This window comes from Clostridium sp. FP1 (genome assembly GCF_011065975.2).
Lineage (GTDB): Bacteria > Bacillota > Clostridia > Clostridiales > Clostridiaceae > Clostridium_AD > Clostridium_AD tagluense.
Genome location: NZ_JAAMNJ020000001.1, coordinates 2,868,335 through 2,892,672, shown reverse-complemented (window position 1 = coordinate 2,892,672; position 24,338 = coordinate 2,868,335). Strand labels below are relative to the sequence as shown.

Sequence of the window (24,338 nt, the reverse complement as noted above, 5' to 3'; positions counted from 1 at the left end):
AGGTAATATTTTAATAGCCTATGCTAAAAATAAAATATACAGTGCATTAAAAAATACAGGCATATGACAAATAAAAATATGAGGTGATAGTTATGGCTGAGTGCGAAAGTTGTCCATCAAATGGTGAGTGTGATAATAAAGACACCTGTAACATAGAAAATAATCCATTAAATAAAGTTAAAAATATTATCGGAGTCATGAGTGGTAAAGGTGGTGTAGGTAAATCAACAATATCTGCCCTTATTGCACATGAACTTAATAAAAAAGGCTATAAGGTGGGTCTTATGGATTCAGATATTACAGGCCCAAGTATACCAAGGCTCTTAGGTATTAAAGATGTGAAACCTGTAATGAATGAATCTGGTATTGTACCTGTTAGAACCACAGGGGGTATTGATGTTATTTCAATGAATTTTCTTGTGGAAAATGAAGAGGATCCAGTTATTTGGAGAGGACCGGCAGTTTCTGGAGTTGTTAAGCAATTTTGGACCGACGTTATATGGGGAGAGCTTGATTATTTAATTATAGATATGCCTCCTGGCACAGGAGATGTTGCACTAACTGTAATGCAATCAATACCAATTACAGGAATAGTAATGGTTTCAACACCACAGGATTTAGTGTCAATGATTGTTGGGAAAGCAGTAAATATGGCTCACAAGCTTAATATAGATATAATAGGTTTAATAGAGAATATGAGTTATATTATTTGTCCAGAATGCAACGATAAAATACGAATCTTTGAATCAGCTAATATAGAGGAATTTTTAAATAAAAATCAACTAGATTTGCTTGGTGAAATTCCAATGTGTAGAGAAATTGTTAATATTTCTAACAAAGGTGAATACAAACTAAATGCTGAATTAACAGAAATAGTTGAAAATATTATAAGTAAAATTATTAATAATATAAAAAAATAAAAAATAGACATATCAAATATAAAAATGGAGGAAAAAAATATGAAAATAGCAATACCTAATAAGGGCATTATGGTAAATCAACATTTTGGAATGAGTGAAAGTTTTGTAATTGCAACTATAGAAGACAAGAAAATTGTAAGTATTGAAGAAATATCTTCAGTGGAGTTTGCACATCAGCATAAAGGCTTAGCAGATTTACTTGCAGCACAGGGGGCTACAGTAGTTATTACTGGAGGAATTGGTGGAGGTGCAATTAGCGGCTTACAACAGAATGGCCTTAAAGTAATAAAGGGAGCATCAGGGGAATATAAAAGTGTCATTGAGGAATATATTAATGGAACCTTAGAAGATAAAGATGTAGTTTGTAATCATCATGGTGAACATCATCACCAATAAATAGTATGATATTATAAGTGGGAAACTCTATATTGAGTTCCCATTTTTTATTAAAAGGGAACTTAGATATTTACTCATTATTATTCTTAATATTTTTTGAAACACAGGTTGCAATTGCGGATGTGCACTTAAAAATTAGAAAGTAAATTCAGATATACAATCATTTTTAATCTTAATATATATTATTAAGCATTCTGCTACAGTTTTGCGGAGTCATAAAATATTTAGATAGTCATTCTGTAGATGTAAAATAAATAATAGGGAGCAGTTCTTCTTTTTTAACAGAACTTATTAAAGGGCTATATGTGTAACTATAGAAAAAAACACAAAACATATTGACAAAATATAGTATTACGTATATGATTTATAGCATAAGCCAATAAAAATAAATATTTTAGTATAGGTGCTAATTTAAAGATTAGTGAAAAGGGAAGTGTATGAAAATTTTTTAATACTATTTATAAACTTAAGCGTAAAGCCACTATCCATTTAGGGGAACAGTAGTTCATGCCTACTCTTCTATAGAAATAATTCTGGTTGTTTTCGATAAGTAAAATTAACTTCTAATTCATGCTTATGTCGCAAATAATCCTCATCATCATAATACTTTGCATTCATTGGGCATTTTTTAATACAAGCTCCACATTTAATACAAATTCCATTTAATTTAGATACATCACGAAAATCAATGGAACCCATAGGACATATAGTTACACAAAGTTTACAATCATTACAATTGTTAGTTGTTTTTGGAGTAACTTTTCTAATATCAACAGCAATACCATCTTTATTTGTAGGAATGTAGTGTTTTCTATAAGGCGTGTTTCCATTTATAACTACAGTTTGAAATTTATCTTGAGTTATTATTTTTGTATATAATTGATTTGCAAAGTCGCGTGCAATATCCATATCTTCTTCATCAGGTCTATTTTTAGCAAGAGTTTTAGAAAATGCATGTTCTCCTATAAATGCACCCCCTCCAATAACTTTAAAACCATTTAGTTCAAGTATATCTTTCAGTTCTATTAATGCATCATCATAATTTCTGTTTCCATATACAACTACGGGAATTGCTAATGCACCATTACCGGTAATAGAGTTTAAATATTTTAATAATATATTAGGAACTCTTCCTGCATAAACAGGAATTCCTATAATAAGGACATCCTGCTTTGTAAATGATACTATTTTTTTTCGAGCTTCAGGTAATGTAAAATCAATATTATTTATAGATATTTCTTTATTAATATTTTGGGAAAATTTCTTTCCTATATTATATACCACTTTTTTAGTTGTATCTGTAGCACTAAAATACATTGTATTAATTTTTTTAATCACAATAACTCCTCCTTAATCAGTGGCTTGTCTATTTATGACAAGTCATAAATTTTTTCAGATAATTATGAAATGTAGTATAAGAATGATAGGAACTATTATTTTATATCTTCCTCTTATTCAATTGTAATATTTCATAATTGCGGACTATATTATAGTTTGTTTATATATCAATTATAACATGAATTTCAAGTATAAGTAATTGATTCACCTAAAAATAGCTTCTATACCTTGTCTACTCGTGCATATCATTCATGCAATTTAAATTGCTCTGTGTCATCCAGCTAAAACTGCTTGTACTTTATTGGGAGATAGACAATTATAACTAGTAATAACTTTATATCTTCCCTCATATACATTTTATAAACGGAGGGATAAAGATGAGTTATAAATGTAAGAATAATATACTAAATGAAAAAATGATTTTTTCAAAACAGGCTGTTAAAAAAGATAGTAATGCAAGAATGTTTTTAAGTATTTTCACATTACTCATTATTTTTTTATTAGGCATGATTTTACCTAAAAGTGTTAAGGCAAACAATGAAGGAAAATATCGAAATTATTTTTATGTTAATGTTATTAATAATGTATTATCCGTAATTAAGTGCTCAAACAAAGAAGAGCAGTCTATTAACAGTGAAAATAGCATGAAAATAGCAGCTTTATCATTTTTGGGAATAGAGATTTCGAATCCTATATCAATCGTAGTAAAAGAAATTGCATATTTGGATAAAAATGAAATTAGCCCTGAAGTGAATTATGTCGACAATGCAGAAAATAATACAGAAAAGTTTAGTAGTAACCCTTTTAAATTAGAAGACAAGCAGGTAATTAAAGCTGAATCTAAAAGTGACGGTTTTGATATATCAACAGGTCTATATAATCCTGCCTTGAAAGAAACTCTAAATAAAGCCAAACCACGGGTGCTTATATATCACACTCATACTTGCGAAGCTTATCGCACCACAGACAAGGAAACATTTAAAACTACCAATAGTTTGGATCCAACAAGAAGTGTATGTGCTGTAGGCGATGTAATATCTGGGGAGCTAGAAAATAAATATGGAATTGCAGTCATACATGATAAGACTGTGCATGATAAAGGCGATTATAATAATGCTTATAAAAAATCTGGAGTTACTTTAGATAAGTACTTAAAGGAATATGAAAAATTCGATTTAATTATAGATTTACATAGAGATAGTGTAGAGGATAAGAATGGAATAAACACTAAAATAAATGGTGAAACTGTTGCCCAATTTATGTTTGTAGTAACAGATAAAAACCCTAAATATGTAAAGCAGAAGAAATTAATAAATTCTATGATAGGAATATCAAATAAATTATACCCAAATCTTGTAAGAGACAACCCAATATGGGTTTATCAATGGGGGATAGGTTTTTATAATCAGAATAGAAGTGATAATGCTGTATTGATTGAAGTAGGAACATATACTAATGATATTGGGGAAGTGAAAAATACTGGTAAGTATTTAGCAAGAATTATTGCAGAACAACTAAATGGCAAAAAGTAAATAATTTATTTATGACAAAACAAACAAGTTGATGAGTGTAGGGAATATCAGAGATTTGTAATTTACAATATTATAAAATGATATAGGCTTGCAAAGATAGTGCATCTATGTTATAGTAGATTACAGAAAGTTATAAAAAGCAATTTAACGACTCAAGGGTTCAATTTCCCTAGGAGTCACCAGTTATTTCTTTTTTTTCATTGGGGTGTAGCCAAGCGGTAAGGCACTAGACTCTGACTCTGGCATTCGCAGGTTCGAATCCTGCCATCCTAGCCAAATATTTTAAGTCTAATATAAAATAGTATATTTTAAATGATGGATATAAATAATCCTAGCAAAATTTTATTTTGCTAGGATTATTTTTTTATATGATTTATTCTTAATTAAATATGTTTTTTAAAAACACATAGATGCCTAGTACAATAATTGTGCAAGGAAATAATAGTCCATAAGTAAGCCAAGTATAATTGTTTCCTAAAAAATTTACTGCAAAAGAAAATACAGATATAAAGGCTAGCAAAAATATAAAAAATAGTAAGGTATTATTTTTTTTGGAAAATAAATAATACTGAAACAAACCAATAGCAAGGCCTAGTGTATAAATGGACCAAGTTTCAGTGGAGTATTTCCAGTTTGTTGAAGTTTCAAAAACAAATAATAAACCTGTAGTGGTTAAGATTCCAGCAAGAACTAATATAGCAGGTTCCTTTTTCAGTGAGAAAAAACTTATTTCTAAAAAAATACCTGGAATTAGAATAAAAAGAGGCCAAAAGTTTGAAAAACTAAAAAAGTCAATGTCGTATATTTGATCAGCTAGAAGTACTGAACCTAAGAAAATCAAAAGAATACCAAATAATGCCTTGTGTTTTTTCATGTATTTCACTTCTTTAAATTACTATTCATAATTATATTGTTTATATATAGAATTTATGCATATTTAAAAGTATTAGTTAAACATTTATAGCTAATACTATATTTAAACACTAAATCCTTTATATTTCAGAGAAGGACAAGGAGGAAATTATATGAAAACAGGTATAGTGAAGTGGTATGATGCTGAAAGAGGATATGGATTTATATCCGCTCAAGAAGGCGAGGATGTATTTGTTCACCATTTAGCAATAAAGGAACAAGGACCAAGAAAGGATTTGCATGAGGGCGAAGAAGTACAATTTGATGTAATTGATGCACCTAAAGGACCTCAAGCTATTAATGTTCAAAAATTTTAACGACATTTCAGAAGGAAAGTCTCCCACCTCTATAAGTGGGGGTTACATACTACAACAAAAATAAAACTTCAGTGGGAGGATAACAATTGAGAATCGTTACCTACTCCAGAGCGCTACAATGGGGTAAATCTCCTTCTGAAGTCGTTAATATTGCAGCACCGCAGGTGATGATTTAATAACATGATTTTATCTCTTGATATTATTTTTTTGTAAAACTAATTGCAAACGTGGGTATATATAGAAGAATTATTTCTATATCAGATGAGTTAAAATGAAATCCAAGATTTATTTAAAAGCAGCTGTCCTAGAACTATCTAAAAGTTCTAGGACAGCTGCTTATTTTATTTGAATTTTATAATTTTACAGTTTGACCGATATCGATAATTTTTATGCTTCCGTCATTTATTCTTTCTAGTGTATCGCAGGTAACATCATCATCGTCTTGAGCCAAAATATAGGTTTTATAATGAATTGGAATCATTAGTTTAGAATTTGTCATTTTAAACATTTTAAAGCTTTGCTCAGGAGAACAATGCATTTCTTGAAACTCGTCAGGTTTATAACATCCTACAGGCATAATAGCAATATCTGCCATTAAATTTTTATATACATCAGTATAGGCTGTATCCCCAGCAAAAAAAATCTTTTTTGTGCTATTCTCAATTATATAAGAATTGCTATCAGCTGCAGTGCCCCAAGGATATCTTCTACCATCATGATTCGCTCTTAAAGCCTTTATTTTTATGCCGCTGGCACTATAGTCCTCATCTGGGTTTAGAAGTATTCTATTTTTAAATCCTAAAATTTTTAAAGGAAAATCTAAGTTCTTAGGAGCAATAACTACTGCGCTTTTATTTAGTTTCATTAGAGTTGAATAATTCATGTGGTCCATATGACCATGGGATAGCAGTATATAATCAATATTAATTGAAGATAAGTTTAAGGATGGTTTTATTAATCGTCTTATTTGACCAAGATTTATTGAGGTCACAGGGTCAGTTACTATAATCACTCCATTTAAATTAATAAGCACAGTAGCATGTCCTACCCAATGGACAGAATCTGTTACTAAAGGTTCATAGGAGGGAATAAGCATAGGTTTAAAGTAAGACTTAAAGTTTCTACGATGTAGTTCATACATATATCCAGTGATTTTACGGAGTTTAATAAAGTTCATTTTATACCTCTTAATTTTCAATATATTTGTTTATACTATATAATTATACTCTTTTATGTAAAGCTTAAATAAATTATATAAAAGAATTTCTATAAGTGAATTATAACATAAGGTAGCAAAATTTAATTTGTACCCTGCGATTTAATATTAAAAAGAATAAACCTACAGAACATTACAAAACAATTGACAAGGCAATTGTTTTCTGTTATTTTTTTATAGGAATTATTATTTAAGGAAAATAAAAAGGAGGCAATATTATGTTTACAAATGAAACACAAAATGTGAAAATAACAAATGCGGATCCATCAGCATTAGGACTATTTGGACTTGCCATGGTAACGCTTGTGGCATCTTCGCAAAAACTTGGACTTACAGAAGGCACATCTTTTATACTTCCATGGGCTATATTCTTAGGAGGATTTGCTCAACTATTTGCATGTATAAATGATTCAAAACGTAACAATGTGTTTGGAGCAACAGCTTTTGGCGGTTTTGCATTCTTTTGGATGGGAGTTGCGGCCACCTGGTTAATTAAAGAAGGTGTATTTGGTCAAGCTTTGGCATCAACTGTGGATCCAAAACAATTAGGGTTTGCTTATGTAGGATATTTTATATTCTCATTGTTTATGACAATAGGCGCTACAGAAACTCATAAGGTACTATTTACGATTTTTGTTTTAATTGATTTTCTATTTATAGGGTTATCGCTTAGTACTTTTGGAATTATGCCTGAATTTTCACATAGTCTGGCAGCGTATTCTGAACTCTTAATTGCGGTAGTTTCTTTTTATGGTTCTGCAGCGGCGGTTTTAAATGCTCATTTTGGCAAGAAGTTTTTACCAGTTGGAAAACCTTTTGGTATATTTAAAAAATAGTCAACAAAAGTATAATTGCAATAAATGAATATTATTGCAATTATAGAAGTTGAAAATGTAATAAAAGACAAAAGTATGACTAATTTTTATCAATTAATAGTGAAAATAATTGAATTTTGAGAAAATATAGTATATAATGTTGCATGTAATAAAGAACGTTTATGTGGGGGCAAGAGAATTAACTTCATGTAAACGAAATCAAAGTCGGATGGGGGATTATATATGATTGCATTATTAAAAATATCACCAGTGTTTGTAATGGCAGGTCTTATGATATCTGGAATGAACGCATTACTTGCAGCACCAATTGCTACTATTTACGGAGCTATAATAGCATCATTAACATGTAGGTTTAAATTTAATGATATTGTTGATGCAGCTGTGGAAAACGTAAAGGAAATGCAATTGGTTTTCTTTATATTAATGGCAGCTTATGCAATGGCAGAGGCTTTTATGGCAACAGGAGTTGGTGCATCAATTATTAATTTTTCATTAACTCTTGGATTAACAGCTAGAACTGTAGCTGTTACAGGATTTATGGTAACAGCAGTACTTTCAGTTGCCACTGGTACTTCATGGGGAACTTTTGCAGCCTGTGCTCCAATTTTCTTATGGTTAAATCATATAGTAGGAGGTAATATATTACTTACTACAGCAGCAATTGCTGGTGGAGCTTGCTTTGGAGATAATATAGGACTTATTTCTGACACAACGGTAGTAAGTTCAGGTATTCAAAAGGTTGAAGTTATTCATAGAATAAAGCATCAAGGAGTATGGTCTCTCATATGTTTAACAATAACTGCAATCATTTTCTATGCTGTAAGCGTGGGAATGGGACTTCCAACAGTTATTTGTAATGCAGGGGATGCAATAGATAAAATTCCAAAGGATGTATGGGCATCACTTGAAAAAGCTAAACCTTCTGCAGTTGAACTTTTAAATCAAGTTAAAACAGGAGTTCCTATGTATATGATAATTCCGTTATTAATTGTACTTGCAGTAGCAATTAAAGGACTTCCAACTCTTGCATGTTTAGGGCTTGGAATAGTTGCTTCTTTAATCCTTGGACTAATAGCAGGAACAGTAGAATCTGTACCTCAATTTTTAGAATTGATGAAAAAAGGATTCTCAGATGCAGGGTCAGGTGTTATTGTTATGATGATGTGGGTTGGTGCTTTTGGAGGTATCATGGGTAAAATGGATGCATTTGCTCCATTATCAAGATTAGTTTCTAATATTTCAAGAAATGTACGCGAACTTATGTTTTGGAATGGAATGTTGTCAATTTTAGGGAATGCTGCATTAGCAGATGAAATGGCACAAATAGTAACAGTTGGGCCGATAATTAGAACTTTACTTGAAGATAACGTAGAGGGTAGTGAAGAGGATATGTATACATTGCGTTTAAGAAATGCTACTTTCGGAGATGCACTTGGAGTATTTGGATCACAGCTTATTCCATGGCATGTATACATAGCTTTTTATGTTGGTATAGCCTCAGCAGTTTATCCACTTCACAAGTTTGTAGCTATGGACATAATAAAATATAACTTTATGGCTATGGTAGCAGTAGGTTCATTATTACTACTTACTTTAACAGGGTTAGACAGATTTATACCATTATTTAAATTACCATCTGAACCTGATGTTAGATTAAAGAAAAATATTGTGAAAAGTAGTAAAGAAGATTTAGCTATATAACTGTAAAGTTATACAATATATATAATATACAAAGCACTATACTGTAATTACAGCATAGTGCTTTCTTTGTTTACGATGAAATTATAAGATAAACCATAAGGGTAATAGAAATCATGTATATTTTCGAAGAAATTGATGAAAATAGTATATAGCTATTCAAATAATAATAAACATAAAAAAGTGGATGTTTATTAAATAGAATAGAAAGATAGGAGAAGGATATATGGATAGTAAAATGAAAACAACTAAGAATAATAAAAATCAAGATAATAACTTCAAGAAAAAAAATATTAAGCATGGTCATGAAGAAAGTGCAAAAGTAGTTTTTGATCACATGGAAAAGAAAGATTAGAAAAAATAAAAGAGAGTTCTAAAAGTGGTATTACTGCTTTATGAACTCTCTTTTATTATTAAAAATAATTTCTTTAATAAAATTATTATATAAATCTTCTTAAACCTTGGATTTTCATAAAAAACTTACGTATATATCAATATATAGTGTTAATATTATCCATAATTAAAAAGGGGGGTATTTTGTGAAAAAAATTTAAAAGTATAGCAGTAATACTAATGTTAATGATAATAATTAGCTTTGCAGTTGCGGGATGCGGGTCTAAAAAGGTAGATAGTAGTAATGAAAGTAAATCTATACTCATACCTTATTTAGTTGTTTTAACTATTATACTTTTAATAGTTAGACGTATATACAAATATATAAAAAAAAGTTGATATAAGAACTTTGGTTAAAAAAACAATACAAAATTTCTTTGTGTTATATATGAATGTAAGCACGAAAAACAATGAAAACGTAAAACAATATAAATACAATCACTAAAGAATAAGAGAAAAACATCGAAATATATAATAATGTAAAAAATGAGACGGGGGTTATTTTATGGAAAAAACAATATTCGACAAAAATGATTTAAAACAACCAAAAGGTAAAAAACTGAGGGTTCAGTTAATAGCATTGCTTATTCTGGCATCATTTTTACCTATATTATCAATTTCTTTAGGTACATATTATAGTTTATCAAAAAATTTAAAAGGCGAATTTGATAATATAGCAAATCAAAGTATATCAAGAGTTGATGGTGCTATAGGTGCATTATATAAGGCCAGCTCTGAATCTACAGATATGTTATCTAATGATCCCAATGCTGTGATGATCAAGGCAAATCCAAATTCTGCACAATGGTTAACCAAAAGCTTTGAGGCGTTTGCAAAAACTCACCCTGATACTTTAAGTATCTATATTGGAACAATAGATAAAAAAACATATATTGAACCTAAACCTAAGGTACCATTACCTACCACTTTTGATCCAACTTCAACAAGTTGGTATAAAGACGCAATTAATAATGAAGGCAAAGTAATTTCTACTAATCCATATGTGGATACTGCTACTAAAAAATATGTAATGACTTTTGCAAAAACAGTTAAAGATAACCAAACTAAACTAGTGGGTGTAATTGGTATAGATATAGACTTAGAAGTAATCTCTAATATGGTTGCAGGTATTAAATTAGGTAGTGGTGGTTTCTCAGCTGTATTAGATAGTAAAGGTACAATTATAGCTCACAAAAACAAAGATATTTTAGGGAAAAACTCAACACAAGAACCTTGGATAAAAAGTATTATGGACTCTAAAGAAAATAAACTTGTATTAAATGTAAATGGAGAAAAATATTTATCTTATAAGTTTCTAGATGAAAAAACTAATTTAACTACAGTGGGATTTATTCCTGTATCAGAGTTAACATCAAAAATAGTAGGAGGTTTAACAATACCTATTATTGTTTTAGTATTATCTCTTATATTTGTAATTGCAGTAGGAACTGTATTTTCTAGTAAAATAACAAAGCCTATGGAAAAATTAATTAGTGTTTTAGCAAAGATTAAGAAAGGTGATTTCACTCAAAGGGTGAATGAAGATAAAAATGCTAGTTTAGAAATACAACAAATTATTGAATCGGTAAATAATATGATAGATGATATGGTTATAGTTTTAGGAAATGTAATCGGGGGCTCTAATAAAGTTAAGGAATCAGCAGAGTCACTAGCCGCTACTACTGAGGAATCTAATGCTGTGGGGGATGAGGTTGCAAGAGCAGTGCAACAAATTGCACAAGGGGCAAATGAGCAGTCTCAAATTTTAGAGGAAAGTGTTAATTATTCCACCACATTAGGGGCGGAAGTAAATAAAAGTACTATTAATGCTAAAAATATGATAAAAGCATCCTTAGAGGTTAAACAATCAACAGAAGAAGGGATTATAGTAGTTAACAATTTAAGACAAGTATTTGAGGAAAACACTAAAGCTAATGATGAGGTAGCTAGGAAGGTAGAAATTTTAGCTGTGAATTCCAATAAAATTAGTGATATAACTGATACTATAAAAGCAATAACAGAGCAAACAAATTTATTAGCCTTAAATGCTAGTATAGAGGCAGCAAGAGCTGGAGAAGCAGGAAAAGGCTTTGCAGTTGTTGCAGATGAAGTTAGAAAACTTGCAGAGCAATCTTCGGTTTCAGCTTCTGAAATTGATAAGGTAACAAGTATAATAAGAACAAGTGTAAATGGAGTATTAGAGCAAATAATGTACTCTAAAGAGTTAAACACTAAAACTGATAAAAGCGTTCAAACTACTAATGAAACCTTCAAAAAGATTGAAGGAGCAATGGAATTACTTCAAAAGGACATGACCACTGTAGATAATTCATTAAAAGAAATAAATAATTATAAAGATAAAGTAAGTGAAAAAATTGAAAATGCAGCATCTGTATCACAAGAGACGGCAGCAACTTCAGAAGAGGTAAGTGCCTCTACAGAGCAGCAAGCTGCAGGCCTTCAAGAAATAGTAGGTGCGGCAGAAAACTTAAACACTCTTGCTGAAAATTTAAGAGAAAGTATAAGTAAATTTAAAATATAACAAATTTTTATTGATAAAAGCACCTAGTTCATCATGAGCTAAGTGCTTTTATGATTAAATTACCAATACCTATTCTTAAGAAATAATTATAATAGATTGTTTTATAATACCCAATAGTATGATATATTAATATTAAGAGATTTATATATATGATTTCAAATATTGATTAAAAACATATATGCAATATGCTTTTATAATAATTGTTGAAGGAGGATATTTTTATGAAAATTTATTCCTGGAATGTAAATGGAATAAGAGCTATAAAAGACAAAGGGTTTATTGAATGGGTTACAAGTGAACAACCAGATGTTTTATGTCTTCAAGAAACAAAAATTCAAGAAAATCAAATAAGTGAGGAACTTAAAAATATACAAGGGTATTACTCATATTTTTCTTGTGCAGAAAAAAAGGGCTACAGTGGAGTAGCTACATACACTAAACAAAAACCAATATCTGTTTGTTATGGTATTGGAATAGAAAGATTTGATAGTGAAGGCCGAATAGTAATAACTGAGTTTGAAGATTTTACTCTTTTAAACATATATTTTCCGAATGGACAAAAAGATGAAATTAGGTTAAATTATAAAATGGAATTTTATGATGCATTATTGGACTATTGTGAAGCGCTTAGAGAAAAAGGAAAAAAATTAATTATTTGTGGAGACTACAATACGGCACATAATGCAATTGATTTGAAAAATCCAAAGGCAAACGAGAAGTACTCAGGATTCTTACCTATTGAGAGAGCTTGGATGGATAAATTTATCTCCTACGGTTATGTTGATACTTTTAGAAATCTACACGAAGAAGAAGTAAAATATTCTTGGTGGAGCTATAGATTTAAAGCTAGAGAAAAAAATGCAGGCTGGAGAATTGACTATTTCTTTGTAACTGAGGATTTGCTTAGTACAATAAAGGAAGCTGATATTTTAAATGAGGTTGTAGGATCAGATCATTGTCCTGTGTGCATTATTTTATAGATATAAATAAAACTCCCTTTAAAGTAGAGGTTGCAGATGATTTATCTGCAAATAATCTATTTAAAAGGGAGTTTTTCAATAAAAATCTAATTTTCTAAATTATATTTTAAAAATCTTAATGCTATTTTGAAGGTCCTTAGCCATTTCTCTTAACTGCCTAATTGATGAGGACATCTCATCAATAGTGCTTGATTGCTCCTGGATAGATGCAGCAACCTCCTCTGTAGCAGCAGAACTTTCTTCTGAAACTCTAGTTATGTTATCAGAATTAATTGCTAGATTTTCAATAATTTCATTTGAATGTACTATATTTTTTGTTACCACATTTAACTTGTTTTTAGTAAGATCAAATGCTTCAAGGATTTCAGTAAGTGCATTGTCAACATTTTGCACATTAACTGTACCTTTTTGGGTTTCAGAACTTCCTTCTTCAATTGAAGATAGTGCGGTTTTAGCATATTGTTGAGTGTTTTGTATAAGTTTTTTTATGCTATTAGAGGATTCCATGGTTTCCTCAGCTAGTTTTCTTACCTCTTCAGCAACCACAGAGAAACCTCTACCGGCCTCGCCTGCTCTTGCAGCCTCAATTGAAGCGTTTAGTGCTAGTAAATTGGTTTGAGAAGCAATAGTGTCTATAAATTCAACAATATTTCCAATTTCATCTGAAGTTTTTTGAAGGGTTTGTATTGTTGAAGCGGAGTAATCTACTTTGCTTTTTATAACTTTTATTTGATTTACCAGATCATTCATTTTATTTCGTCCATCAGTAGCTAGAGAGCTTGTTTCATCTGCAGTGTGGACAACATTGGTTATTTCTTCTTTAATAGTATCCATATTACTTACAATTTCTTTAGTATTCTTTGAAATATCTTCAGTTGCTATAAATTGTTTTTCTGAACCAGATGCCAATTCCTGGGCTGCCATAGCAATTTGATTTGAAACCATAGCACTTTGCTCTCCAGAGTTTAAAAGTTGGTCAGCAGATGATAACAATAGTTCAGAAATATTACTGATTTCTGTAGTCATGCCGCGAAGATTAACGATCATTTCATTAAAGCTCATGCCTAGAAGTCCTATTTCATCTTTAGATTTTATTTGAATTTCTTTTGTTAAATCTCCTTTAGAAACATCATTTGCTAGAGTTACTAATTTTTTTAACGGATTAATAAATTTTGATACTAATAATACTAGTATTAATGAACCTAATAAGAAAGAAATTAATGTTATTAAAAAAGAGGTTGTTAAAATAGAACTAATAGTAGAACCAACATTTTTCATAGAAAGGCCTATATCCACAGCACCTACATTTTTTCCATCTTCAGAGAGAGGTACTAATACATCGTAAACTCTTTCTACACCTTTATACATAAAGGTAGAATTGTACTCTTTGCCATCTTTAGCAGCTGATATACTTCCTTCATCAGCTAATGTAATACCAATTCTATCTTTTTCAGTGTGTGTAAGTACTTTTAAATCTGAGCCTATAGTTAAACCATATGCTATATTTTTATCCTTACCTAAATCAGTAATAAGAGCTTGAGGACCTACAGCATCAAGAATGGCATTAACTTTATTAGCATTGATTCCAACTTGAACAAATCCGCCTTTTTCCAAAGCTACAGCACCATATTTATAAAAATTTTCTTTTGATTTTGTACTTTGACGTATTTTCTCCATAACCTCAGTATTTTCTTTTTTTAATATTTTTTGAACTACATTGTCCTGTGGATATTTGTATTTTAGATTATCTGCCATATTAGAGAATATAATAACTCCATTGGCATCAGAAACATTAATTTCATCAATATTTAATTTTTTAGATATCTTTATAAGATAATCATTTGAAACATTAGGCGTAATACCAATAAGATATGATGACGTAACAATTTTTTCATTTAGTAGTGAATCAAGTTCTTTTGAAATACTTGCATTAGACATAAGTCTTTGCTGGATTTGTTTAACTATTATGTCTCCATCGGTTTTCATTTGAAGTTCCATTTTGTTTTTTACAATTGACACCATAATAGCGCAAAAAATAAGTAAAGTTGTAAAAAGTACTAAAAGCGAAGATATTACTATTTTTACTTTCAAAGATAGATGCTTAGATTTTGTTTTAGGTTTAGTTTTCATAATAAATTAGTCCCCCTTGTGTGTTTTTAATTATTAATTGAAATGTTTTTAAATATAGAGTAGTATATAAGTATAAAAAATAGTGTTTAATTTAAAAAGTTAAAAACATAATAGTTTTCTGCAAAATATAAATTAATCCTATATAATGTGGTTACTATTTTTATGTAATACTATAACAATATAATACAAATTATTATAAAATACAAGAAAAACAAACATGTTTACGTAAATTTTAACAAATTAATGCCATATAGTAGTTATGCAATTATAAAAGTTGACAAATACATTAAATATATTGAATATATTTAAAAACAAGGGAAATTTATAGGGCGAATTTATAACATTTCAGTGTATAATAATATTATATGTATCGAGCTTATAATTTTGTGAGCTGAGGCTATTTGAAAGGAAGTTATAGTTATGAACAATGAGAAAAACTTATATCCTGTGAAATCAAAAAAAAAATATGGGTATATAGATGAGGATGGCAATGTAGTTATAGAAATGAAATTTGATTATGCTGAGGATTTTGAAGGTAACCTAGCAATAGCTGTAATCAATGAAAAATATGGCTTTATTAATAAGGGTGGAGAGTTTGTAATAGAACCAGTGTATGATGAAGTTCAGCAGTTTAGTGAAGGTTTTGCAGCAATAAAGTTAGATGGCAAGAAAGGCTATATTGATTTAAATGGAAAAATTATTGTGGAGCCTAAATATGAAGAAGCTAATTTATTTGTAGAGGGAAGAGCTGCAGTAAAAAGTGGATACATGTGGGGATATATAGATAGCCATGGTAAGGAAGTAGTTCCTATAAGTTTTTTAGATGCTAATGATTTTAGTGAAGGACTGGCGGCGGTGCAAATAGGTGGTAAAATAGCGTACATAGATAAAGAGGGAAAAGTTATAATAGATGCAATTTATGATTATGCCTATGCATTTAAGGATAATATAGCACCTGTTTGTGCCAAGGGAAAGTATGGCTATATAAATAATAGTGGAGATGTGATTATACCATTCCGATATAATGTTTGCGGAGAGTTCAATGAGAGTCTGGCACTAGTTGAAATCAGAGGCAAATACGGATTTATAGATATAAAGGGAGAGCTTATTATAAAACCTGAATTTCAATGGGTAGATAGATTTTATAATGGTCTAGCTGCAATTTGTGAAAATGATAAATATGGTTGTATTGATAAAACTGGAAGCATTATAATACCTACTGTGTTTGAAGATATAGATGTTATGAGTGAAGGTTTAATAGCTGCTCAAATAGGAGAAAAGTGGGGTTATATAGATTGCACAGGTGAAATAGTTATAGAGCCAAGTTTTGAAGAAGCCTATGAATTTACGTGTGGTATTGCAAGAGTTGAAATAGGTAAAAAAATTGGATATGTTAATAAATTAGGGGAATACGTTTGGAAAATGCAATCTTAAATTAATTTAAAATATAAGGCATCTAAAAATAACAAGTATGTTTACTAGTTATTTTTAAATGCCTTAGTTATTACTTTTAAAAATCTGGTTTTAATAATAAAGGGACCGCAGTTCTGGTAGCATTTTTGAGACTTGTGTCTAATGCTCTTACACTATTTTGTAGTTTTTCAATTTTTTCTAAATAAGTTATAATATTTTTACTTTGGGAGGAAATTTGATCTTCATAATTTTTATTAATTATATTAAGCTCATCTATTTTATTTTCAAATGAGTTTATAACTTTATTTTTTTCAAAATTTTTTATTCGGAGCAATTCTATTTCAGACTGGTTGTCTTGGAATGTTTTATGATTTCGAATAATTTCTCTTTCATAATCTATTATTTTAGCTTTCAATAAGGATATCTCTTCATTATTAATAATCATATAACCTCCTTATAATACAACTTAATACCTATAATATAAAATATGCTTTGAACACATATGGATATACATGAAATTATAAATTTAATAATCATTTCACATAAGTATATAGAAACTTTTACAATAGAACCTAATAGTATATAAATAAAAGTTAATATTATATTATGTTTAGTGAAATGTTATAAATAAACATAAGCTAGCATAGTTATATGGTAAAAGTAGCAAACTATAGGGGGATTTGTACTATGAAAGTTTTATTGTGTGTTAGACAAGATTATTATAAAAATTTTGCTGGAGATTCTATGCAGGTAATTAAGACGGCTGAAAACCTACAGAAATTAGGGGTAACCGTAGATATAAATGATGGCGGCATATATGACTATTCTGATTATGATATAGTACATTTATTTAATATTGCTACTACAGGAGAAATATATAGATATTATAAGATTGCACACTTTTATAAAAAACACACAGTTATATCTCCAATGCATTTGGATATGAAAAAATATAATACGATAAATAATAAGATTGAAAGTATGAAGCTCTATGAAAGATGTACTAGTTATAAAAATGAAATATTAAAAAAATGTAAAGTTGTATATTGTAATAGTGAATTAGAAAAATCTCTTATAAAAAGTGAATTTAATGTTAATAGGGAATACAGGGTTATATATAATGGTGTAGAAGTAGAAAATGAAGATATACCTTTATACAATTTTACTGAGAGATATAATTTAAATAATTATGTTTTATGTGTGGGTAAAGTTTGCGCAAGTAAAAATCAACTTGCATTATGCAGAGTATGTGATCAACTCGGAAAACAATTGGTTTTAATTGGAAATGGGGATGACAATGAGTATCTTAAAGAATGTACTAATTTTAAAAATGTAATATATTTGGGCTTTATGGATAGCTATAATGTATACAATGCCTATAGATTTGCAAAAGTGCATGTGAACCCAAGTTTTGTAGAAATGCCTGGTTTATCCTCACTAGAAGCAGCAGCCAGTGGATGCAATATAGTTTCAACACAGGAAGGCTGTGCTAGTGAATATTTTAAAGATATGGCTCTGTATTGTGATCCCTATGATAATAATAGTATCTTAAGTGCAGTAAAGGGTGGATTTGAAAAACGAAGGGATAGTAAACTAAAAAACTATGTTAATGAAAATTACACTTGGGAGAAATCAACAAATGAATTATATAAAACCTATTTAGAAATCCTTCATTAAATCTACTATTTTCAACTAAATTTTTTTTCTTATATTATGCTATAACGAAAAGTATAATATAAGAAAAAACACCTAAGACTATATATCCTTAAAATTTAAGCATTCTTTTATGGCATGCTTTCTAATAACAAAAAACAATGCTACTTGAATTAAAGTAACTAGTAATGATAGTCCACAAGCAAATAAGAACACGATGCTCGGATACTTTGAGCCTCCATGGGATAGCATTGACTTAAATAAACCTAAGGTAATAGTAGTTCCTAATATCACTGGAACAAAGTATATTAAGGCAACTTGCTTCGAGACTATTGCTTTTATTTCTTTTTGCCTAGCCCCTAAGAATGTAATATTTTTATATACCCCCTTATCCTGCCAAACAGTATTAAGTATCTTAATACCAATTATCATAATTGCTGAAACAAAAGAGATCACGGATATATAAATGAACAATAATAAATAAATTGCAAAATCCGAAATACCCTCATTAAAGGTATGATATCGTGACGCAGGAGTAAACGTCCACCGCCTATAGGTATTAGCTATATTCTCATTTATATTCTTATATTCATAGGGTTCTTTGTAACCAGAATTATAATTTAGACACCATTTACCTCCACTAGCCTTAGCTATAGCATCAAATAAAGCATTGCTAAAATTACCTGTTTGTTTCCAGTTTTGAGTATTAAACACATAAGTAGTGAATTTGTATTCTTTCTTTTGTTCCTCATACAGTTTTTTAAATAACTCTGTATCTACCACAAAAAAATTCCCTCCAAATTTGTTATCCCAGCTTAAAATTTTATTAATACATTTAATACCTTTATTATCGAGAGTTAATTGTTTCTTTGTGGTAAAGTTAAGCAAGGTTATAATAGGTTCTGGCTGTGTAAGGTAACTATAATTATTAGGATTAGTATTTTCATCATCAGATACAACTAGCATTAAGCAATCAGGTTTAACATCTAATGTTTTTCCAGTAAGCTTATATATCATTTCATCACTGACAACATTTATAGGATTCCACTCATTATATTTTTTTGAAAAACTAGCCATAATGAGTGTGTCAAACTTCTTGAAATCCTTAAGTTGTACATTATAAGTTTTTGCTAATTCATTTATATCCCTGTCGCCAAAATCTACCTGCTGGAAACCAGCTTTAACCATATAATCATATGGATCATTATAGTTCATGAGCATACCTGATATCATTGGTTCAGCATTAAAGGCAACTGAAAAAATTGAAACTCCAATTAAAATGGTTGAAACAAATAGTGCTAAGGTATATTGCTTACCTTTTAATTTAACTAAATTGAAAAATACTATGTGTTTATAGTAATATTCAGGAGTTATTTTCTTAACTAATCCCCCTATGGTTGTAAACTGAACTATGAATAAATATAAGCCTATTAAAGTAATAATTAAAGAATAACTTGTTACACCGCCCAATATTCGGTTTAAAGTGCGAGACGTATATATTATGATACCAGCAGGAATCATAATAACACCAATCAATCCTAAAACAAAATTATCCCCCTTAACTTCCTCAATCTCGTCATTGACCTTGAGTATCTTTATTATATCTACCTTTTTAACATACCTTGAAGTTAAACATCTAGTGATAATCATGCATAAAGCTCCAAATAATGCAGCAACCAGTAACCCCTTCCACCCAATATAAAAAGCCGTTTCTTTGGTTTTTATAAAAAGTGTTAAAGTACTCCAGCTCAGCCATGCAATTGGAATTGAAAGTATTAATCCTAGGAATGTAGCTATGAGGAAAATAATATTGAGCTCTTTTATAACAATTTTTCTTACATCTTTTCGTCTAATACCAAGAGATATGAATACACCTATTTCCTTGGACTTATACTTCAAAAATATGGAATGTGCATATATTATAAAAATAAGTGTTCCTATTAAAGTAAATCCAAACATACTTAGTGCAATCATTTCAGTTGTACCACCATCCACAAGAACGTCTGTAATTGTTTTACTAAACTGAAGAACACCATATCCTCCAATCATTGTAACTGCAAATACTATGGAAAATAAAAATAACGCATATTGTCTTATATTATTTTTAAATAACTTCTTAACAATAGTATTAAGCGTCATAAACATCACCACCCTTTGATACATAAGTCTTCTTTAAGCCTCTTACTTCTAACATATTTTTTCTCCTCCATATTCTTTATCATGAGGAAATGTTAACATGTTGGTATTAGAAGTTCAATCTCATAAATTGAGGTGTTGTAAAGCTTGGTAGTTATGTTGTAAAGTTTGGCTCAATTGTATATTGCATAAGTAAAATTGTTAAATATTTCTTTTGAAATATGTTATAATATCCTTAAATAGGGGGATAATTTTATGCTGTGAATTGCTATATGTGAAGATGAATTTAAAGCGCTTAGTGATGGAACCAGGAGAGATATATTGAAATTATTATCAGAAAAAGTTTACAGATGAGAAAGGTAAGTTAATAATTATTATATGTATTCTAAAGAATACGGGGAGGCATATTATGTATGAAATGTTAAGCGGGTTATTAAGTGTTGTTATAGCTATAACTTCTGTTGGGTCAATTGCTAGTGCAAATAATAAAAGTAATCATATAGAAGCTAACACAAAGCAAGAAGAGAAAATAATAGAAAATGAATACGAAAGCTTTGGAAAAACCTTTGTTAGGTTGTTAGCAGACAGAAATTATATAAAAGCCGTAGAAATTTTTGATAGCAATATGAAAAAAATGATACCAGAAGACAAATTAAAAGAAGCTTGGGAAGGGCTAACTTCACAGGTGGGTGGTTTAAAGAAGCAATTAAGTACAAAACTTGAGATTCAAAAACAATTAACTAAAGTTGTTGTAACTTGTGAATTTGAAAAGGCTATGGTAGATATTTCAGTTGTATTTACTAGCGATAAACAAATTACGGGATTACGTTTTACACCAACAAACATTCCTCCTAAACAAGAGCAAGCTAAAGTAAATAATGATTTATATTATGAAGAAGAAGTTACTATCGGAAAAGGTGAATGGAAGCTTCCTGGAACATTAAGTATTCCTAAAAAAGGGAGCTCATTTCCTGTAGTAGTTCTTGTTCATGGTTCTGGTCCACAGGATAGAGATAGTACGATTGGCCCCAATAAACCATTTGCTGATTTAGCTAAAGGGTTAGCTTCAAAGGGGATAGCAGTATTAAGATATGAAAAAAGAACAATGGAACATGCAAGTAAATTTACTAGTATAGCAAATAATATAACTGTTAAGGAAGAAACCATAGATGATGCTTTAGCAGCAGTAGCTATGCTTCGTAATAGAAAGGAAATCAATAAAAATAGAATTTTTGTAGTAGGTCATAGTTTAGGGGGAATGTTAGTACCTAGAATAGGAAAAGAAGATAAAAATATTAAAGGATTTGTTGTTATGGCTGGACCTACAAGACCTTTTGAAGATTTGATTTTAGAACAAATGACATATTTATCTTCGTTGGATGGAAAAGTTACACAAGAAGAAAAAGAATATTTAGAAAATGTAAAGGTTCAAGTAGCAATGGTAAAGAAAAACTTATCAAAGGATACTCCATCTAGCAAACTACCTTTAGGCGTACCAGCGAACTATTGGATAGATTTAAAAGGATACAATCCATCAGTAGTCGCAAAAACATTAGATAAGCCAATGCTTGTATTACAAGGTGAAAGAGATTATCAAGTTACCATGAAAGATTTTACTCTTTGGAAAAAAGCCTTAAGTTCTACTAAAAAAGCAACGTTTAAGTCTTATAAGGATTTAAACCATTTATTTTTAAAAGGTGAAGGAAAGCCCAATCCAGAGGAGTATATGACAGCAGGGCATATAGATTCAGCAGTTATAAATGATATAGTTAACTGGATTAATGTACAAAAATAGTTAGTTATCTAAAAAAACAACAAAGAAAATAAACAGATAATGTAAAAACAATCATTCAAATATTTTTGGGTGATTTTTTTTATAATGCATTTCGCACATAAAGTATGTATTTAGCTCTGTCTATTGGATTAACGCCTACTCTTTCTCTTATGGATCCTAGTTCTAAGGAGCAGGGCTCATAACCTGCAAATCCAGTTGTCATTAATGCTTTCCCAGAAGAAATTTTGACCAGATCCCCTGGATATTCAAGTGAGGTGGATACAGGCATTTTTCCTTCTATTGTAAAAGTATTGTTGTGTATAAATGGTGATTCAAAGCTCCCACGCATTTTTATAATATCATTTAAAACTCTTCCACCTACATTCTCAGGAACTGTAATCCTAAACTTAATTATTGGTTCAAGTAGCGTAGTTCCTATTTCATTTAGGCCTCTCATAATTCCCATAGCCGTAGAGGTAGCAAAGTCACCTGAACGTGAATGCATAACATGGTCTTCACCGCAGGTAAAGGTTATCTTTAAATCTGTCACTGGCCAGCCGTAAATACCTTGACTTAAAATTTTATCTAGATTATCTTCGATTTCACGTTGATACTTTATTTTTACTTTTTCAGTTCTTACCTTAGATTCGTAGACAATTCCAGTTCCCATTGGTAGTGGCTCAATTAAAAATTCAACTATTGCCCAGCAGGGTTTGGGCATAGTATAACGTGATTCACCATATCCACTTGATATAGGAGTTTCTTTGTAAATAACAGAGGGTGGACCAAAAGAAACGCGTAGACTAAATCTTTCCATTAAAATAGCTTCGATATATTCAATTTGAATTTTACCCATTATCCGAAGATGAATTTCTTTTTTCTCTTTTATCCATTGCATATTAAGAAGTGGATCTTCCTCTTGTAGCAAAGTTAAGGCTTCAACTAAAGCTATATAATCTTCTTGAATTTTCGAATAAATTCTTAAGGTGAGAAGTGGAGTTGTAATTGTTTGAAGACTAGGAATATGAGTCTTGCTTCCGAGTACATCGTAGGTGCTACAATTTAAACCACTCACCATTACCAAATCACTGCTACTTGCATATTTTACATCAATTGGTTTTTGATTAATTACTTTTTTTATCATAGTAATTTTTTCATTTTGGCCTGTAGTTACATTTAAAATGTCATCTCTAGTTGAGATTGATCCACTAAAAATTTTTATATGAGCTATTTTACCTAAGGTTTTGTTATGAGAAATTTTATAAACTAGTGCAGAGAGCTCACAATTATCTAAATCCTCTGGACCAGGAATGTAATCTATTATGGCATCTAGAAGGTCCCTAGTCCCTTCACCTTTTAGTGCAGTGCCATAAAACACAGGGTAGATGATGCCTACATTAGATTGCAAAATTATTTCATCCTTTATATTTCCTAGGGTTAAAGTACCTTCAAAGAATTGATTTAAAATTTCTACATTATAATTGCCTAGTGTATCTATTATATCCTCAAGTAATTGTTTATAGGTTTCATTTTTTATTTCTAATATATTTTTTTCGCGATTTTTCTCATCAAAAATATTATATACAATAAATTCATTGTTTTTTTCATAAACGAGTTGCATGGGCACAAGATTATTTGTAAGAAGCTTTTTCATATCCACAATAGTTTTATAGGGAGAGGCTCCAATGCGATCAAGTTTGTTTATAAAAAATATTGAAGGGGTATTTAACCTTTTTAAAGCATTAAAGTATACTTCTGTTTGAGGTTGTACTCCTTCAACGCAGGAAAATACTACTATAGCTCCATCTAAAACACCTATACTCCGTTCTACTTCAGAGCTGAAATCAATATGCCCAGGAGTATCTATAAGGTGAATATTAGTCTCTTTATAAGTGAGATCAATTTCAGCAGCTTTTACTGAAATACCTCTTTGTTTTTCTATATCTAAAGAATCTGTATGGGTTGTACCTTTATCTACACTGCCTAAAATTCTGCTAGAACCACTTTGATAAAGTAGTTGTTCAGTTAAAGTTGTTTTTCCAGCATCTACATGGGCAACTATTCCAATATTTCTAATCTTATTTTTTATAGTCATATTCATATCTCCATTAGCAAATTTTTTAAGCAAGGCCTCCTTTTAAAAAATAACAGG

Annotated in this window: 20 protein-coding genes and 1 tRNA gene; 14 read left to right on the top strand and 7 right to left on the bottom strand. The window is 30.0% G+C overall.

The genetic code is table 11. From position 1 onward, the window contains the following. Positions 1-92 precede the first annotated feature (92 nt). Together G9F70_RS13940 and G9F70_RS13935 are read left to right on the top strand one after the other, a co-directional pair. Positions 93-920 carry an Mrp/NBP35 family ATP-binding protein gene (locus G9F70_RS13940; RefSeq protein ID WP_164943566.1) on the top strand — a complete coding sequence of 276 codons (828 nt, stop codon included), beginning with the start codon at positions 93-95 and terminating at the stop codon, positions 918-920. A 39-nt stretch (positions 921-959) separates the two neighbouring features. Next, entirely contained in the window at positions 960-1,316 is a 357-nt protein-coding gene (locus G9F70_RS13935; protein ID WP_164943565.1) for a NifB/NifX family molybdenum-iron cluster-binding protein, read from the top strand. A 519-nt stretch (positions 1,317-1,835) separates the two neighbouring features. Here G9F70_RS13935 and G9F70_RS13930 read toward each other — a convergent pair. Continuing rightward, on the bottom strand, positions 1,836-2,657 hold the full coding sequence (locus tag G9F70_RS13930) for an EFR1 family ferrodoxin (protein ID WP_187352954.1): 822 nt from the start codon (positions 2,655-2,657) through the stop codon (positions 1,836-1,838). A 374-nt stretch (positions 2,658-3,031) separates the two neighbouring features. Here G9F70_RS13930 and G9F70_RS13925 point away from each other — a divergent pair, with 374 nt between their 5' ends. Next, the gene (locus G9F70_RS13925) at positions 3,032-4,186 is read left to right on the top strand and encodes a stage II sporulation protein P (RefSeq protein WP_164943563.1); all 1,155 of its coding nucleotides are present in this window, start codon (positions 3,032-3,034) and stop codon (positions 4,184-4,186) included. Between the two features lie 201 nt (positions 4,187-4,387). Next, positions 4,388-4,462 (top strand) — tRNA-Gln (locus G9F70_RS13920). A 103-nt stretch (positions 4,463-4,565) separates the two neighbouring features. Here G9F70_RS13920 and G9F70_RS13915 read toward each other — a convergent pair. Then, positions 4,566-5,060 (bottom strand): LiaF transmembrane domain-containing protein, encoded by a 495-nt coding sequence (locus G9F70_RS13915; protein WP_164943562.1) that lies wholly within the window; start codon positions 5,058-5,060, stop codon positions 4,566-4,568. Between the two features lie 151 nt (positions 5,061-5,211). On the opposite strand from G9F70_RS13915, the gene G9F70_RS13910 reads away from it, so the two are divergent. Then, the gene (locus G9F70_RS13910) at positions 5,212-5,415 is read left to right on the top strand and encodes a cold-shock protein (RefSeq protein WP_164943561.1); all 204 of its coding nucleotides are present in this window, start codon (positions 5,212-5,214) and stop codon (positions 5,413-5,415) included. Positions 5,416-5,767: 352 nt separating this feature from the next. Here G9F70_RS13910 and G9F70_RS13905 read toward each other — a convergent pair whose 3' ends face one another. Continuing rightward, a complete protein-coding gene (locus G9F70_RS13905; protein ID WP_164943560.1) occupies positions 5,768-6,592 on the bottom strand; it encodes an MBL fold metallo-hydrolase in 825 nt (274 codons plus the stop codon). Between the two features lie 257 nt (positions 6,593-6,849). Between G9F70_RS13905 and G9F70_RS13900 the strand changes: the two genes are divergently transcribed. The 6 genes from G9F70_RS13900 to G9F70_RS13880 all read left to right on the top strand — a co-directional run bounded on the left by G9F70_RS13900 (position 6,850) and on the right by G9F70_RS13880 (position 13,080). Continuing rightward, positions 6,850-7,467, top strand: coding sequence for an acetate uptake transporter (locus tag G9F70_RS13900; RefSeq protein ID WP_164943559.1), 618 nt, complete (start codon positions 6,850-6,852; stop codon positions 7,465-7,467). 222 nt (positions 7,468-7,689) lie between these two features. Continuing rightward, positions 7,690-9,168, top strand: a complete 1,479-nt coding sequence (locus G9F70_RS13895) for a Na+/H+ antiporter NhaC family protein (protein ID WP_164943558.1) — start codon at positions 7,690-7,692, stop codon at positions 9,166-9,168. A gap of 223 nt (positions 9,169-9,391) precedes the next feature. Continuing rightward, positions 9,392-9,520 (top strand): CPC_1213 family protein, encoded by a 129-nt coding sequence (locus tag G9F70_RS27040; RefSeq protein ID WP_263484329.1) that lies wholly within the window; start codon positions 9,392-9,394, stop codon positions 9,518-9,520. 218 nt (positions 9,521-9,738) lie between these two features. Next, positions 9,739-9,897 carry a hypothetical protein gene (locus G9F70_RS13890; protein ID WP_164943557.1) on the top strand — a complete coding sequence of 53 codons (159 nt, stop codon included), beginning with the start codon at positions 9,739-9,741 and terminating at the stop codon, positions 9,895-9,897. Between the two features lie 166 nt (positions 9,898-10,063). Then, entirely contained in the window at positions 10,064-12,100 is a 2,037-nt protein-coding gene (locus G9F70_RS13885; protein WP_164943556.1) for a methyl-accepting chemotaxis protein, read from the top strand. A gap of 221 nt (positions 12,101-12,321) precedes the next feature. Continuing rightward, a complete protein-coding gene (locus tag G9F70_RS13880; RefSeq protein WP_164943555.1) occupies positions 12,322-13,080 on the top strand; it encodes an exodeoxyribonuclease III in 759 nt (252 codons plus the stop codon). A gap of 99 nt (positions 13,081-13,179) precedes the next feature. Here G9F70_RS13880 and G9F70_RS13875 read toward each other — a convergent pair whose 3' ends face one another. Continuing rightward, the gene (locus G9F70_RS13875) at positions 13,180-15,210 is read right to left on the bottom strand and encodes a methyl-accepting chemotaxis protein (RefSeq protein WP_164943554.1); all 2,031 of its coding nucleotides are present in this window, start codon (positions 15,208-15,210) and stop codon (positions 13,180-13,182) included. A gap of 420 nt (positions 15,211-15,630) precedes the next feature. Here G9F70_RS13875 and G9F70_RS13870 point away from each other — a divergent pair, with 420 nt between their 5' ends. Then, positions 15,631-16,644, top strand: coding sequence for a WG repeat-containing protein (locus tag G9F70_RS13870; protein WP_164943553.1), 1,014 nt, complete (start codon positions 15,631-15,633; stop codon positions 16,642-16,644). A 76-nt stretch (positions 16,645-16,720) separates the two neighbouring features. Here G9F70_RS13870 and G9F70_RS13865 read toward each other — a convergent pair whose 3' ends face one another. Continuing rightward, a complete protein-coding gene (locus G9F70_RS13865) occupies positions 16,721-17,068 on the bottom strand; it encodes a hypothetical protein (protein WP_164943552.1) in 348 nt (115 codons plus the stop codon). A 242-nt stretch (positions 17,069-17,310) separates the two neighbouring features. Here G9F70_RS13865 and G9F70_RS13860 point away from each other — a divergent pair, with 242 nt between their 5' ends. Further along, positions 17,311-18,300, top strand: coding sequence for a glycosyltransferase family 4 protein (locus G9F70_RS13860; RefSeq protein WP_164943551.1), 990 nt, complete (start codon positions 17,311-17,313; stop codon positions 18,298-18,300). Positions 18,301-18,378: 78 nt separating this feature from the next. Here the strand turns inward: G9F70_RS13860 and G9F70_RS13855 are convergent, their stop codons facing one another. Next, positions 18,379-20,415, bottom strand: coding sequence for an FtsX-like permease family protein (locus G9F70_RS13855; RefSeq protein WP_164943550.1), 2,037 nt, complete (start codon positions 20,413-20,415; stop codon positions 18,379-18,381). A 406-nt stretch (positions 20,416-20,821) separates the two neighbouring features. Here G9F70_RS13855 and G9F70_RS13850 point away from each other — a divergent pair, with 406 nt between their 5' ends. Further along, on the top strand, positions 20,822-22,207 hold the full coding sequence (locus G9F70_RS13850) for an alpha/beta fold hydrolase (RefSeq protein ID WP_202882605.1): 1,386 nt from the start codon (positions 20,822-20,824) through the stop codon (positions 22,205-22,207). A 79-nt stretch (positions 22,208-22,286) separates the two neighbouring features. Here G9F70_RS13850 and G9F70_RS13845 read toward each other — a convergent pair whose 3' ends face one another. After that, complete coding sequence (locus tag G9F70_RS13845) at positions 22,287-24,314, bottom strand: GTP-binding protein (RefSeq protein ID WP_224617579.1); 2,028 nt, start codon at positions 24,312-24,314, stop codon at positions 22,287-22,289. Positions 24,315-24,338 lie beyond the last annotated feature (24 nt).

Coding starts and splice junctions, on each gene's coding strand:
- G9F70_RS13940 (WP_164943566.1), top strand. CDS start 93: ATGGCTGAGTGCGAAAGTTGTCCATCAAATGGTGAGTGTGATAATAAA.
- G9F70_RS13935 (WP_164943565.1), top strand. CDS start 960: ATGAAAATAGCAATACCTAATAAGGGCATTATGGTAAATCAACATTTT.
- G9F70_RS13925 (WP_164943563.1), top strand. CDS start 3,032: ATGAGTTATAAATGTAAGAATAATATACTAAATGAAAAAATGATTTTT.
- G9F70_RS13915 (WP_164943562.1), bottom strand. CDS start 5,060: ATGAAAAAACACAAGGCATTATTTGGTATTCTTTTGATTTTCTTAGGT.
- G9F70_RS13910 (WP_164943561.1), top strand. CDS start 5,212: ATGAAAACAGGTATAGTGAAGTGGTATGATGCTGAAAGAGGATATGGA.
- G9F70_RS13905 (WP_164943560.1), bottom strand. CDS start 6,592: ATGAACTTTATTAAACTCCGTAAAATCACTGGATATATGTATGAACTA.
- G9F70_RS13900 (WP_164943559.1), top strand. CDS start 6,850: ATGTTTACAAATGAAACACAAAATGTGAAAATAACAAATGCGGATCCA.
- G9F70_RS13895 (WP_164943558.1), top strand. CDS start 7,690: ATGATTGCATTATTAAAAATATCACCAGTGTTTGTAATGGCAGGTCTT.
- G9F70_RS27040 (WP_263484329.1), top strand. CDS start 9,392: ATGGATAGTAAAATGAAAACAACTAAGAATAATAAAAATCAAGATAAT.
- G9F70_RS13890 (WP_164943557.1), top strand. CDS start 9,739: ATGTTAATGATAATAATTAGCTTTGCAGTTGCGGGATGCGGGTCTAAA.
- G9F70_RS13885 (WP_164943556.1), top strand. CDS start 10,064: ATGGAAAAAACAATATTCGACAAAAATGATTTAAAACAACCAAAAGGT.
- G9F70_RS13880 (WP_164943555.1), top strand. CDS start 12,322: ATGAAAATTTATTCCTGGAATGTAAATGGAATAAGAGCTATAAAAGAC.
- G9F70_RS13875 (WP_164943554.1), bottom strand. CDS start 15,210: ATGAAAACTAAACCTAAAACAAAATCTAAGCATCTATCTTTGAAAGTA.
- G9F70_RS13870 (WP_164943553.1), top strand. CDS start 15,631: ATGAACAATGAGAAAAACTTATATCCTGTGAAATCAAAAAAAAAATAT.
- G9F70_RS13865 (WP_164943552.1), bottom strand. CDS start 17,068: ATGATTATTAATAATGAAGAGATATCCTTATTGAAAGCTAAAATAATA.
- G9F70_RS13860 (WP_164943551.1), top strand. CDS start 17,311: ATGAAAGTTTTATTGTGTGTTAGACAAGATTATTATAAAAATTTTGCT.
- G9F70_RS13855 (WP_164943550.1), bottom strand. CDS start 20,415: ATGACGCTTAATACTATTGTTAAGAAGTTATTTAAAAATAATATAAGA.
- G9F70_RS13850 (WP_202882605.1), top strand. CDS start 20,822: ATGTATGAAATGTTAAGCGGGTTATTAAGTGTTGTTATAGCTATAACT.